The following is a 13992-nucleotide window of genomic DNA, read 5'->3' as shown; positions in this document are numbered from 1 at the left end:
CTCGACTCACCTAAGTGATGCCGCTATAATGCCGCGTCTTATTGAATGTCTTCGGGATGATTCTGGCGACAGGGAATGTGAATCTGCACTAAGAGAGCATCCCGGTATAACAGACAGATTCAGAGTTGACCGAGCACTGTGATTTTTTTGAGGTAACAAGATGCAAGTTTCAGTTGAAACCACTCAAGGCCTTGGCCGCCGTGTAACGATTACTATCGCTGCTGACAGCATCGAAACTGCTGTGAAAAGCGAGCTGGTCAACGTAGCAAAAAAAGTACGTATTGACGGCTTCCGCAAGGGCAAAGTACCAATGAATGTTGTTGCTCAGCGTTATGGCGCTTCCGTGCGTCAGGATGTGCTGGGTGAACTGATGAGCCGTAACTTTATTGATGCGATCATCAAAGAAAAAATCAATCCGGCCGGCGCGCCGAACTACGTTCCAGGCGAATACAAACTGGGCGAAGACTTCACCTACTCCGTTGAGTTCGAAGTGTACCCGGAAGTTGAGCTGAAAGGTCTGGAATCTATCGAAGTTGAAAAACCAGTTGTTTCCGTGACTGACGAAGACGTTGACGGCATGCTGGATACCCTGCGCAAACAGCAGGCGAACTGGAAAGAGAAAGAAGGCGCTGTTGACGCTGAAGACCGTGTCACCATCGACTTCACCGGTTCTGTAGACGGCGAAGAGTTCGAAGGCGGTAAAGCGTCTGACTTCGTACTGGCGATGGGCCAGGGTCGTATGATCCCAGGCTTCGAAGACGGTATCAAAGGCCACAAGGCTGGCGAAGAGTTCACCATCGACGTGACCTTCCCGGAAGAATACCACGCTGAAAACCTGAAAGGGAAAGCAGCGAAGTTCGCTATCAACCTGAAAAAAGTTGAAGAGCGCGAACTGCCAGAACTGACTGAAGAATTCATCAAGCGTTTCGGCGTGGAAGATGGTTCCGTAGCGGGTCTGCGTACCGAAGTGCGTAAGAACATGGAACGCGAACTGAACGGCGCTGTACGTAACCGTGTGAAATCTCAGGCGATCGAAGGTCTGGTGAAAGCCAACGAAATCGACGTTCCAGCTGCCCTGATCGACAGCGAAATCGACGTTCTGCGCCGTCAGGCTGCACAGCGTTTCGGTGGCAACCAGCAGCAAGCGATGGAACTGCCACGCGAGCTGTTCGAAGAGCAAGCGAAACGCCGCGTTGTTGTTGGCCTGCTGCTGGGCGAAGTAATTCGTACCCACGAGCTGAAAGCTGACGAAGAGCGTGTGAAAGGCCTGATCGAAGAGATGGCTTCTGCATACGAAGATCCATCAGAAGTGATCGAGTTCTACGGTAAGAACAAAGAGCTGATGGACAACATGCGCAACGTTGCCCTGGAAGAGCAGGCTGTTGAAGCGGTACTGGCGAAAGCGAAAGTGACCGAAAAAGCGACCTCTTTCAACGAACTGATGAACCAGCAGGCGTAATTTCGCCCAACGGTTTAAAGTTTGAACAGAAAACCCGTTGCCTTGCGGCAGCGGGTTTTTTTTATCGCAGCGATAGCCCAGGAAGAGTGCTAAAACGCCCTTTCGGTGTTAGCGTAACAACAAAAGGTTGTTATGCTTGAAATAGGGCACTGTGAACCCCATAAGTACGTAATCATGATGAATGAGACTGGCTGATAATCCGTCCGTAAGGTTACAATCAGTACAGCAGGTGTTTTCAATTTTGATCCAGGAGACGGAAATGTCATACAGTGGCGAACGAGATAACTTTGCACCCCATATGGCTCTGGTGCCAATGGTTATTGAACAGACCTCACGTGGTGAGCGTTCTTTTGATATCTATTCCCGTCTGCTCAAGGAACGCGTTATCTTTCTGACCGGCCAGGTGGAAGACCACATGGCTAACCTGATCGTTGCGCAGATGCTGTTTCTGGAAGCGGAAAACCCGGAAAAAGACATTTACCTGTACATTAACTCCCCGGGTGGCGTGATTACAGCAGGAATGTCGATTTATGACACCATGCAATTCATCAAGCCTGATGTAAGCACTATCTGTATGGGTCAGGCTGCATCAATGGGCGCGTTCCTGTTAACAGCAGGGGCGAAAGGTAAGCGTTTCTGCTTGCCAAATTCCCGCGTGATGATTCACCAGCCGCTGGGCGGTTACCAGGGGCAGGCGACGGATATCGAAATCCACGCCCGCGAAATTCTGAAAGTAAAAGCGCGCATGAATGAACTTATGGCGCAGCATACGGGTCAACCACTCGAGCAGATCGAGCGCGATACCGAGCGCGATCGCTTCCTCTCTGCTCCAGAGGCAGTTGAGTACGGCTTAGTCGACTCCGTGTTGACCCATCGTAATTGATGCCCGCGACGCGAGTGTGCCGCTATACTAAGGTAGGGCGGCACGCTGCTGATTGCAGCTTGCGTCTTAGAATGGCATTTGCGTCGTCATGTGCGGCACAAAGAACTTAAAAAGAGGTTTGGACTCATGACAGATAAACGCAAAGATGGTTCGGGCAAACTGCTGTACTGCTCTTTTTGCGGCAAAAGCCAGCATGAAGTGCGTAAACTGATTGCCGGGCCGTCCGTGTATATCTGCGACGAATGTGTCGATTTATGTAACGACATCATTCGCGAAGAGATTAAAGAAGTCGCACCGCACCGTGAGCGCAGCGCGCTGCCAACGCCGCATGAAATTCGTCATCACCTTGACGACTACGTCATCGGACAGGAGCAGGCCAAGAAAGTGCTGGCGGTAGCGGTCTATAACCACTACAAACGTCTGCGTAACGGCGACACCAGCAATGGCGTAGAACTGGGTAAAAGTAACATTCTGCTGATCGGCCCAACCGGTTCCGGTAAAACGCTGCTGGCTGAAACCCTGGCGCGCCTGCTTGATGTTCCGTTCACGATGGCGGATGCCACCACCCTGACCGAGGCCGGTTATGTGGGTGAGGACGTCGAAAACATCATTCAGAAACTGCTGCAGAAGTGCGATTACGACGTACAGAAAGCCCAGCGCGGGATTGTTTACATCGATGAGATCGACAAGATCTCCCGTAAATCTGACAACCCGTCCATTACCCGTGACGTATCGGGTGAAGGCGTACAGCAGGCACTGCTGAAGCTGATTGAAGGTACGGTTGCTGCCGTTCCGCCACAGGGTGGTCGTAAACATCCGCAGCAGGAGTTCCTGCAGGTTGATACCTCCAAGATCCTGTTCATCTGTGGTGGCGCGTTTGCTGGTCTGGACAAAGTCATCTCCCACCGTGTTGAAACCGGCTCCGGCATTGGTTTTGGCGCAACGGTGAAATCGACGTCCGAAAAACCAAACGAAGGCGAACTGCTGTCTCAGGTTGAACCGGAAGATTTGATCAAATTCGGTCTGATCCCTGAATTCATCGGCCGTCTGCCGGTTGTGGCAACGCTGAATGAGCTGAGCGAAGACGCGCTGATCCAGATCCTGAAAGAGCCGAAAAATGCGCTGACCAAGCAGTATCAGGCGCTGTTCAATCTGGAAGGCGTTGATCTGGAATTCCGCGACGAAGCGCTGGATGCTATTGCCAAGAAAGCGATGGTCCGTAAAACCGGTGCCCGTGGTCTGCGTTCAATTGTTGAAGCGGCACTGCTCGACACCATGTACGATCTTCCGTCGATGGAAGACGTTGAGAAAGTGGTGATTGACGAGTCCGTCATTAGCGGTCAAACCAAGCCGCTGCTGATTTACGGCAAACCGGAAGCGCAGCAGGCATCTGGCGAATAATTAACCAAATCATACAAGCAGTTAATCAAAAAGGGGGGATTTTATCTCCCCTTTACTTTTTCCGTATTCATAGCGTTGAATGTGTGGGAAACATCCCCATATACTGGATACATGTTAATGGTTATGTGAAGCACAGTGACATGACCAGCTTACCTGGCGGACACTAACTAAGAGAGAGCTCTATGAATCCTGAGCGTTCTGAACGCATTGAAATCCCCGTATTGCCGTTGCGCGATGTGGTGGTTTATCCGCACATGGTCATACCCTTATTTGTAGGGCGGGAAAAATCTATCCGTTGCCTCGAAGCCGCCATGGATCATGATAAAAAAATCATGCTGGTCGCGCAGAAAGAAGCATCAACGGATGAGCCGGGTGTAAACGATCTTTTCACCGTCGGGACCGTGGCCTCTATTTTGCAGATGCTGAAGCTGCCTGACGGCACCGTGAAGGTGCTGGTAGAAGGCCTGCAGCGTGCGCGTATTACCACTCTGTCAGACGACGGCGAGCACTTCTCTGCAAAGGCAGAGTACCTTGATTCGCCTGAGCTTGATGAGCGTGAACAGGAAGTGCTGGTTCGCACCGCGATTAGCCAGTTTGAAGGCTATATCAAGCTGAACAAGAAAATTCCACCAGAAGTGCTGACGTCGCTGAACAGCATCGACGATCCTGCGCGTCTGGCGGACACCATCGCTGCACATATGCCGCTGAAGCTGGCTGACAAGCAGTCCGTGCTGGAAATGTCCGACGTTAACGAACGTCTGGAATACCTGATGGCGATGATGGAGTCTGAAATCGATCTGCTGCAGGTTGAGAAGCGCATTCGCAACCGCGTCAAAAAGCAGATGGAGAAATCTCAGCGTGAGTACTATCTGAACGAGCAAATGAAGGCCATTCAGAAAGAACTGGGCGAGATGGACGACGCGCCGGACGAAAACGAAGCGCTGAAGCGTAAGATCGACGCGGCGAAGATGCCGAAAGAGGCGAAAGAGAAGGCTGAAGCAGAACTGCAGAAGCTGAAAATGATGTCTCCAATGTCGGCTGAAGCGACCGTTGTTCGCGGCTACATTGAGTGGATGGTGCAGGTTCCGTGGAACGCCCGCAGCAAGGTCAAAAAAGACCTGCGTCAGGCGCAGGAAATCCTGGATACCGACCACTACGGTCTGGAACGCGTGAAAGACCGCATTCTTGAGTACCTCGCGGTACAAAGCCGTGTAAACAAAATTAAAGGCCCAATTCTGTGCCTGGTTGGACCGCCGGGGGTGGGTAAAACCTCTCTGGGTCAGTCCATCGCCAAAGCGACCGGACGTAAGTATATCCGTATGGCGCTGGGTGGCGTACGTGATGAAGCGGAAATCCGCGGTCACCGCCGTACCTACATCGGTTCTATGCCGGGTAAACTGATCCAGAAGATGGCGAAAGTGGGGGTTAAAAACCCGCTGTTCCTGCTCGATGAGATCGACAAGATGTCGTCGGACATGCGTGGCGACCCTGCGTCTGCACTGCTGGAAGTGCTTGATCCAGAACAGAACGTAGCGTTCAGCGATCACTACCTGGAAGTGGACTACGACCTGAGCGATGTGATGTTCGTGGCGACCTCCAACTCCATGAACATTCCGGCCCCGCTGCTGGACCGTATGGAAGTGATCCGTCTCTCCGGTTATACCGAAGATGAGAAGCTGAACATCGCTAAGCAGCACCTGCTGCCGAAACAGATTGAGCGTAACGCGCTGAAAGCCAACGAGCTGACCGTCGAGGACAGCGCGATTATCGGCATCATTCGCTACTACACCCGTGAAGCGGGCGTGCGTAGCCTTGAGCGTGAAATCTCTAAACTGTGTCGTAAAGCGGTGAAACAGCTGCTGCTGGATAAGAGCCTGAAGCACATTGTGATTAACGGCGACAATCTGCATGCCTATCTCGGCGTTCAGCGCTTCGACTACGGTCGCGCGGACAACGAAAACCGCGTTGGCCAGGTGACCGGCCTGGCATGGACGGAAGTGGGCGGCGATCTGCTGACCATCGAAACCGCCTGTGTCCCTGGCAAAGGCAAGCTGACCTACACCGGCTCGCTGGGTGAAGTGATGCAGGAATCCATCCAGGCGGCGCTGACCGTGGTGCGCGCGCGCGCGGAGAAACTGGGTATCAACCCTGATTTCTACGAAAAACGCGACATCCACGTGCACGTTCCGGAAGGGGCGACGCCGAAAGATGGCCCAAGCGCGGGTATTGCTATGTGTACCGCTCTGGTTTCCTGCCTGACAGGTAACCCGGTGCGTGCCGATGTGGCAATGACCGGTGAAATTACGCTGCGTGGTCAGGTTCTGCCGATTGGTGGTTTAAAAGAAAAACTGCTGGCGGCACACCGCGGTGGGATCAAAACCGTATTGATCCCTTACGAAAACAAACGCGATCTGGAAGAGATTCCGGACAATGTGATTGCCGACCTGCAGATCCATCCTGTGAAGCGAATTGAGGAAGTTCTCAGTCTCGCACTGCAGAATGAACCCTCCGGAATGCAGGTTGTAACCGCAAAATAGTGACCTCGCGCAAAGAGCGTCAATAAAAACAAGGCTGGTAAGTCATTTCGCACTTGCCAGCCTTTTTTTGTATAGCTAATTTAGATTGCTGATTAGGTCCGTCATCAACAACGGGTGTTGTAAGGTCATGGCAGGCCTGATATAACTGCTGCGCGGTCGCGTTGTGAAGGATTCAGGCGCGATATAAATTATAAAGAGAGGAAGAGAACAGTGAATAAATCTCAACTGATTGACAAAATTGCTGCGGGTGCTGATATTTCTAAAGCTGCAGCTGGACGTGCGTTAGATGCTTTAATTGCTTCTGTTACTGAATCTCTGCAGGCTGGGGACGACGTTGCACTGGTAGGTTTCGGTACTTTTGCTGTTAAAGAGCGTGCTGCCCGTACTGGCCGCAACCCTCAGACCGGTAAAGAGATCACCATTGCTGCTGCTAAAGTGCCGGGTTTCCGTGCAGGTAAAGCGCTGAAAGACGCAGTAAACTGATTGCTTTCCCGTTTCAGGGAAGCCGGAAAGTACAAGGGCGCATCATTTGATGTGCCTTTTTTGTTTGTCCAGACCTGATTTGTGCGAGTTTATGCGAGTTGTGGGCTGACAATCGCCCCGTTTTCTTGTCACAATACGCCTTCACGCGCGACGGGCAGGATTTTCCGTCAGCGTCAGGTAACCAGTCACCTACAGCGGAGTGTTGTTACACCATGATGGACAGCTTACGCACGGCTGCTAACAGTCTCGTGCTCAAGATTATTTTCGGTATCATTATCGTGTCGTTCATATTGACCGGCGTGAGCAGTTACCTTATTGGCGGTGGCGCAAACTACGCCGCAAAAGTGAATGGCCAGGAAATCAGCCGTGGTCAGTTCGAGAATGCTTTTGCCGGTGAACGTAACCGTATGCAGCAACAGCTGGGCGACCAATTCTCTGAACTGGCGGCGAACGAAGGGTACATGAAGACCCTGCGCCAACAGACACTGAACCGTCTTATCGACGAAGCGCTGCTTGATCAGTATGCCAAAAAACTCGGCCTTGGCATCAGTGATGAGCAGGTGAAAAAAGCCATCTTCTCCACCCAGGCCTTCCAGTCTAACGGTAAATTCGACAACGCGCGTTACAACAGCATCGTCAATCAGATGGGGATGACGGCCGATCAGTACGCCCAGGCGCTGCGTAACCAGCTGACCACCCAGCAGCTCATCAATGCCGTCGTGGGCACCGATTTCATGCTCAAAGGTGAAACGGACGAACTGGCCGCGCTGGTGGCGCAGCAGCGTGTTGTACGCGAAGCGACCATTGATGTGAACGCCCTGGCGGCGAAACAGCAGGTGAGCGACGCTGACGTCAACGCTTACTACGAGCAGAACAAGAATTCCTTTGTTTCTCCAGAGCAGTTCCGCGTGAGCTACATCAAGCTGGATGCTGCCGCGCTGCAGGAAACCGCGTCTGATGCTGAAATCCAGTCTTACTACGATCAGCATCAGGATCAGTTCACTCAGCCGCAGCGTAACCGCTACAGCGTAATTCAGACGAAAACCGAGGCTGATGCTAAAGCGGCGCTGGATGAGCTGAACAAAGGCGCTGATTTCGCGACCGTTGCGAAAGCGAAATCCACCGACATTATCTCTGCGAAAAACGGCGGTGATATGGGCTGGCTGGAAGATGCGACCACGCCTGACGAGCTGAAAAATGCCGGTCTGAAAGAGAAAGGCCAGCTTTCTGGCGTCATTAAGTCTTCCGTTGGTTTCCTGGTCGTGCGTCTGGACGACATCACCGCGGCGAAAACCAAGCCGCTGGCTGACGTTCGTGATGATATCGCGGCGAAAGTGAAACAGGAAAAAGCGCTGGATGCCTACTACGCGCTGCAGCAGAAGGTAAGCGATGCTGCCAGCAACGACAACGAATCTCTGGCAGGTGCAGAGCAGGCGGCGGGCGTGAAGGCGGTTGAGACGGGCTGGTTTGGTCGTGACAACCTTCCGGAAGAGCTGAACTTCAAACCGGTTTCCGATGCCATCTTCAACGGTGGTCTGGTGGGCGAGAACGGCACGCCGGGCAGTAACTCTGACATCATTACCGTCGACGGCGATCGTGCGTTTGTGTTGCGCGTCAGCGAGCACAAGCCAGAAGCGGTCAAACCGCTGGCGGAAGTGAAGGATCAGGTCGTCGCTCAGGTTAAGCACAACAAAGCGGAACAGCAGGCGAAACTGGATGCTGAGAAGATTCTGTCCGATCTGAAAGCGGGTAAAGAAGATGCGCTGAAAGCGGCTGGCCTGAGCTTCGGTGAAGCGAAAACGCTGAGCCGTACCGGCCAGGACCCAATCAGCCAGGCCGCGTTTGGTCTGACTCTGCCTGCGAAGGACAAGCCAAGCTTTGGTACCACCACCGATACGCAGGGTAACGTTGTTCTGCTGGCGCTGGATGAAGTGAAAGCCGGTACCCTGCCAGAAGCGCAGAAGAAAGCGATGGTTCAGGGGATTACCCAGAACAATGCTCAGATTGCCTTCGAAGCCATGATGAGCAACCTGCGTAAAGAAGCCAAAATCAAGCTGGGTGATGTAATGACTCAGCAGCAGTAATTACGTGTCTGCTCGCAGATTTTCGTAACGCTCTGCAAAAACTAAAGGCCGCTTTCGCGGCCTTTTCCATTTCTGCAATCTGCTGTTTGTGCCGGTTTTAACTGGCGGCTATCGTGACGTGGCTGTCAACAAACAAGGAGATAACAGCATGAAATGTGGAATCAAAGCACTGTTAATTACGCTGGCTATTGCCACCACCGGGATGAGCGCGGGCGCGCTGGCGGCGACGCCTGCTGCCAAAGCACAGGCTACGCAGAGCAAGGCCGATGCGGCAGCGCCGGTGCAAGGGCAAACCAAAGCGACAGATGCCGGTAAAAATGCGGATGATGACGGTACGCGGGTCAGTATCAATTCGGCCTCAGCGGAAGATCTCGCCCGTGCGTTGAACGGCGTGGGCCTGAAAAAAGCGCAGGCCATCGTCAGCTACCGCGAAGAGTATGGTCCTTTCAAAACGGTCGATGATCTCAAGCAGGTGCCGGGCATGGGCAGCGCGCTGGTTGAGCGCAACCTCTCACACCTGACGCTGTAATTACGCAATTTCTTGCACTGCGGCAAAATTTTGCCAGGATAAAGAGGTCATACCAGTTATGACCTCTCTTCCTACAATAACAGTAAAGGCTATTGCGCTATGCAGACAAAAATCAAAGTACGCGGTTTTCATCTCGACGTTTATCAGCATGTGAACAATGCTCGCTATCTTGAGTTTCTTGAAGAAGCGCGCTGGGACGGGCTGGAAAACAGCGAAAGCTTTCAGTGGCTGACCGCGCACAACATCGCGTTTGTGGTTGTCAATATCAACATCAACTACCGCCGTCCAGCCGTGCTGGGTGATGTGCTCACGGTCACCAGCCAGGTGCAACAGATCAATGGCAAAAGCGGGGTCTTAAGCCAGGTGGTGACGCTCGATCCAGAAGGGCAGATGGTCGCAGATGCGTTGATCACGTTTGTCTGTATCGATCTGAAAACGCAGAAAGCGCTGCCGCTGGAAGGGGAATTGCGGGAAAAGCTGGAGTTGATGATCGCTTAGAAAGGTTGTCTTTTATAAAAGACAAAAGGATTTTTCAGGGATAGAATAATGGACAGGGACTATGTCGTTGAACGCTACCGGACCCGTGACGGGAAAGTACCGTTTGAGGAGTGGGTAGCCAGAATGAATCGAAGGGATCCGGATATGGTTTTCCGGATCCTTATGCGGATTAACCGCGCGATAAAACGTAATTTTGGCGATTACAGGTATCTCAGGGAAGGTGTTTGGGAGATGCGAGTCGACAGTGGCCCCGGCTACAGAATCTATTTTTCAGTAGAGAATCGGCAGGTTTTATTGTTACTGATCGGTGGTGACAAAAAGAGTCAAAAAGCGGATATCAAACTGGCAATAGATTACTGGAAAGATCATCAAACAAAAGGACATTCCTATGAGCGCCACTGAACGAAAATATTCGAGCTCCGTTAGCCACCATGATGCTGTTGTGAAAATGCTGCGAGAGAATCCTTCCTACGCTCAGCGTTATCTGCAAACAGCCCTGGAAGAGATCTATGAAGAGCAGGGAATCCCTGCCTATCTCATTGCACTCCGTCAGGTCATTGAAGCGCGAGGCGGTATTGGAGAAATTTCTGCCAAAGCAGGTCTGTCCCGTCAGCAGCTATACCGAACCTTATCAGACAACGGCAACCCAACGCTGACAACGCTGATGAAAGTCACCCGTGCTGCCGGTGTGAAATTATTCGACAGCACGGTCAAGTAGCCCTATTTAAGACCGGTCTTTTTCTTCATCGCGGCCATCACGCCGGATTTATCGGCAAGATAGTGGTTCAGCCCGTTAGCGCGCAGATTACAGGCCGCACACTGGCCGCAACCGTCGCCTTTGATGCCGTTATAGCAGGTGAGCGTTTCGCTGCGAACAAGGTCCAGCTTGCCCCAGTAGTCCGCCAGCGCCCAGGTTTCGGCTTTATCCAGCCACATGAGCGGAGTTTCAAACCGCGTCTCTTTCGCCATCCCCAGATTGACGGCGTGGTTTAACGCTTTCACGAACTCATCACGACAGTCCGGGTAGCCGGAGAAGTCGGTCTCGCACACGCCCGTGATCACCGCTTCGGCCTTTACCTGATAGGCGTAGATCGCCGTCAGGGTCAGGAAGAGGATATTACGGCCCGGCACGAAGGTATTTGGAATACCGCTGGCATCGGGTTCATAGTCTGGTACAGGAATACTGTCGCGGGTGAGGCTGCTCACGGCCAGTTCATTTAACAGCGTAACGTCCAGCACCTTGTGCGCGCGTGCGCCCAGTTTCAGGGCAAGTTCACGGGCAACGTCGATTTCAGCGCGATGACGCTGACCATAATCGAAAGTGACACAGTGAACTTCATCGTATTGATGAAGGGCCTGGACCAGGCAGGTAGTAGAGTCTTGTCCTCCGCTGAACACGACGACGGCACGTTTCATAAATCATCTCGACTGTTACGGTAAAAACGTTATGTTACCGTCTGACCACGACGGCGACCAGCTTCTTCACGATTTGGGCGCGGGCAGCCAGGCTTCGGTAAAGTCAAACCAGCCGCGGGTGTTGAGGCGTATACCATTCACGCCAGGCGGAGCACTGATTTGGTATTGATAATTAAAGAGTGGCGTCAGCACCGCACTCTCCATTAACCGGTTAAAGATGGCTTGCAGCCCCGAGTGTCTATCCCGAGCCTCGGCCTGAGTCTGTACCGCATCCAGCGTGGCTTGCAGATGGGCGTAAGCCGGTGCGCTAAGAACGTGCGGCCAGAGGGCATCGCAGCGCAGCCACTGTTCAAGCGTATATTCCGGCGCTTCGCCAATCAGTCTGTCCCCCATCATGATGTCTGCATCGGCAAGCTCCAGGCATCCGTCCCACGTCTTGGCGTCGTGAAAGATGACGGTCAGTTCACACCCCTGTAGCGCCAGGTATGCCTTCAACTGGCTGGCCATGGTGTGAAGCTCAACAGGGAGATGGTAAACCAGCGTCAACGCTTCAGGGAGGGTGACGTCCGATAAATCAGGCCAATCGGGGATGGTCCAGCCGGGAAGCAGTTCCTGAGTGGGTGTGATGAGCCCTTCGTTTAGCGGAAGTGTGTGAAGAAGCCTGGAGAGATGAATGATATTGATAAGCCGTTTTGCCTGAATCTCACTCAGGCGCGCGCTCTGTTTTAGCGTGAGGTAACAGAACCCCAGGCTGGTGCTGCTGCTTACCAGCCGCAGACTTTCCAGCTCGTCGGCCTCGCCGATCGCGATTTGCACCGGGTGACGACAGCTGGTGCCCAGGCTGTAATCAAAAAGCTGGGGAGTGATCCAGTATTCGATGGCTTTGAGCAGCGGATGGCTCAGGTGATACTGCTCATGGCTTTCCAGACGAACCAGGTCGGGCTCAAAGGCGGCCAGCCGAAACGGGCCACTGCCAACCACAGGATGGTCGGGATGCGCCAGACGGCTGCAGTAGGTTGCCAGCCTGTGCGGCAGCCAGTAGTCCGGTTGATGCAGCCTAAACGTCAGACACTGTGGATGCGTTGTTTCAATACATAAGACGCTATGAAACAGAGTGCGCAGGGCGGGAAGCGTCAACAGCGCTGTCAGACTTCGCTGGAGTTGCGGCGTTTCTATTTTATCGCCGTTATGCCAGTGCAGTGTGGAGCGAATGTAGAAATGCCAGCGCAGGCCGTCAGCAGAGACATCCCAGTGATGCGCCAGATCGCCCGTAGGTTCACTGCTGTTACCGTTAAAACGCGTCAGGCCTGAGAACACCTCTCCCGCCAGATGCTGCTCCGCCCGGCCCGGTAAAAAACCCGGCTGAAGCGGTTCCAGCGAGCGATAGTAGGGGATGCGCAGCGTCGGCGTGTCGTTTTGCCACTGCCCGCCCAAAAAAGGATGCAGTAATGACCGCAGCGCTTCAGGGGCAAGCTGGGCCAGTTCCAGCGCGTTATGCTGCTGCCCGCTTTTCAGCGCCTCTTCCATCATCGCATTGCGCAGTGACTCCGGGGCGACATGGAACGTTAGCTCACCGCGCTTACCGCGGCCAGACTGCGATCGCCAGCTGAGCCAGCCCGCCTCCTGGGCCTGGCGCAGCAGGGTTCGGACATGCCGCTCGCTACAAAAACAGCGGGCGGCCAGCTCGCTGATGGTGACCTGTTGCGTTGCGCCCTGAGAAGGCTGCCAGAGGCGGTGATACTGGTTGAGTCGATTGAGCTGGCGCATAAGAAACCCGGAACAATAATTTTCATCTATTCACTATTACTTCCGTATATCTCACACGATACTGATGCACAAGTTAACCGCATCACATTTCGGGAGTAATCATGGCTCGGCTCGCTGCATTTGATATGGACGGTACGCTGTTAATGCCGGATCACCGTTTAGGGGAAAAAACCCTGAACACGCTGAAGCGTCTGCGCGAGCGTGATGTCACCCTGACGTTTGCCACTGGCCGCCATGTGCTGGAGATGCGCCATTTGCTGGGCGCGTTTTCCCTCGACGCCTTTCTGATCACCGGCAACGGGACGCGAATTCACTCCGTAGAAGGCGATGTGCTGCACCGGCAGGATCTCAACCCGGAAGTGGCGGACATCGTGCTGCACAGCACCTGGGACACGCAGGCCAGTATCCACGTCTTTAACGATCGGGGCTGGTTTACCGGACGTGAAATTCCTGAACTGCTGCACGCGCATGTATACAGCGGTTTCAAATATCAGCTTATCGATCTGCGTCGGATCCCCGCTCATGCGGTAACCAAGATCTGCTTCTGCGGCGATCATGACGATCTGTGTCGCTTACGGATTCAGCTGAATGAGGCGCTGGGTGACCGGGCGCACTTGACTTTCTCGGCGGTGGATTGTCTGGAAGTTCTGCCGGTGGGCTGTAACAAAGGCTCCGCTCTGGCGGTACTCAGCGACCACCTGGGCTTAACGCTGCAGGAGTGTATGGCGTTTGGTGACGCCATGAACGACCGCGAAATGCTGGGTAGCGTTGGCCGCGGTCTGATCATGGGGAATGCGATGGCGCAGCTGAAAGCAGAACTTCCCCATCTGCCGGTTATTGGCCACTGCCGCAATGAAGCAGTGTCCCATTTTTTGACGCATTGGCTGGACAACAACAATCTCCCGTATTCCCCCGAATAGTGAGACCCTTCCAGC

13 protein-coding genes are annotated in these 13992 nt (G+C 53.5%); 11 read left to right on the top strand and 2 right to left on the bottom strand.

Annotated features, from left to right (window positions below; genetic code table 11):
- Nucleotides 1-160: 160 nt before the first annotated feature.
- From tig to M2422_RS09605, 10 genes are all read left to right on the top strand, one after another.
- The gene (tig, locus tag M2422_RS09650) at nt 161-1459 is read left to right on the top strand and encodes a trigger factor (protein WP_023310569.1); all 1299 of its coding nucleotides are present in this window, start codon (nt 161-163) and stop codon (nt 1457-1459) included.
- Between the two features lie 259 nt (nt 1460-1718).
- Nucleotides 1719-2342 carry an ATP-dependent Clp endopeptidase proteolytic subunit ClpP gene (gene clpP / locus M2422_RS09645; RefSeq protein WP_010428105.1) on the top strand — a complete coding sequence of 208 codons (624 nt, stop codon included), beginning with the start codon at nt 1719-1721 and terminating at the stop codon, nt 2340-2342.
- Between the two features lie 126 nt (nt 2343-2468).
- Complete coding sequence (gene clpX, locus M2422_RS09640; protein ID WP_023310570.1) at nt 2469-3743, top strand: ATP-dependent protease ATP-binding subunit ClpX; 1275 nt, start codon at nt 2469-2471, stop codon at nt 3741-3743.
- A 182-nt stretch (nt 3744-3925) separates the two neighbouring features.
- On the top strand, nt 3926-6280 hold the full coding sequence (gene lon, locus M2422_RS09635) for an endopeptidase La (protein WP_023334706.1): 2355 nt from the start codon (nt 3926-3928) through the stop codon (nt 6278-6280).
- Nucleotides 6281-6490: 210 nt separating this feature from the next.
- Nucleotides 6491-6763: a nucleoid-associated protein HU-beta gene (gene hupB, locus M2422_RS09630; RefSeq protein ID WP_002444653.1), complete on the top strand. Its 273-nt coding sequence runs from the start codon at nt 6491-6493 to the stop codon at nt 6761-6763.
- Between the two features lie 212 nt (nt 6764-6975).
- Complete coding sequence (gene ppiD, locus M2422_RS09625) at nt 6976-8847, top strand: peptidylprolyl isomerase (RefSeq protein ID WP_033144773.1); 1872 nt, start codon at nt 6976-6978, stop codon at nt 8845-8847.
- 148 nt (nt 8848-8995) lie between these two features.
- Nucleotides 8996-9376, top strand: coding sequence for a helix-hairpin-helix domain-containing protein (locus M2422_RS09620; RefSeq protein WP_064673450.1), 381 nt, complete (start codon nt 8996-8998; stop codon nt 9374-9376).
- 99 nt (nt 9377-9475) lie between these two features.
- A complete protein-coding gene (locus tag M2422_RS09615) occupies nt 9476-9874 on the top strand; it encodes a YbgC/FadM family acyl-CoA thioesterase (protein ID WP_023310574.1) in 399 nt (132 codons plus the stop codon).
- A gap of 48 nt (nt 9875-9922) precedes the next feature.
- On the top strand, nt 9923-10276 hold the full coding sequence (locus M2422_RS09610) for a type II toxin-antitoxin system RelE/ParE family toxin (RefSeq protein ID WP_047061239.1): 354 nt from the start codon (nt 9923-9925) through the stop codon (nt 10274-10276).
- Nucleotides 10263-10592: an addiction module antidote protein gene (locus tag M2422_RS09605; protein WP_048978937.1), complete on the top strand. Its 330-nt coding sequence runs from the start codon at nt 10263-10265 to the stop codon at nt 10590-10592. Before M2422_RS09610 ends, M2422_RS09605 begins: the two co-directional genes overlap by 14 nt.
- A 2-nt stretch (nt 10593-10594) precedes the next feature.
- On the opposite strand, the gene queC is transcribed toward M2422_RS09605, so the two are convergent.
- Entirely contained in the window at nt 10595-11290 is a 696-nt protein-coding gene (gene queC / locus M2422_RS09600; protein ID WP_048975530.1) for a 7-cyano-7-deazaguanine synthase QueC, read from the bottom strand.
- A 66-nt stretch (nt 11291-11356) separates the two neighbouring features.
- Nucleotides 11357-13057, bottom strand: a complete 1701-nt coding sequence (locus M2422_RS09595; RefSeq protein ID WP_064673449.1) for an SgrR family transcriptional regulator — start codon at nt 13055-13057, stop codon at nt 11357-11359.
- 101 nt (nt 13058-13158) lie between these two features.
- Between M2422_RS09595 and cof the strand changes: the two genes are divergently transcribed.
- Nucleotides 13159-13977, top strand: coding sequence for an HMP-PP phosphatase (gene cof / locus M2422_RS09590; RefSeq protein WP_039263943.1), 819 nt, complete (start codon nt 13159-13161; stop codon nt 13975-13977).
- Nucleotides 13978-13992: the final 15 nt, after the last annotated feature.

It is taken from the genome of Enterobacter sp. SLBN-59, assembly GCF_024807915.1.
Taxonomy (GTDB): domain Bacteria; phylum Pseudomonadota; class Gammaproteobacteria; order Enterobacterales; family Enterobacteriaceae; genus Enterobacter; species Enterobacter asburiae_B.
This window is presented reverse-complemented; position numbering and strand designations above follow the sequence as displayed.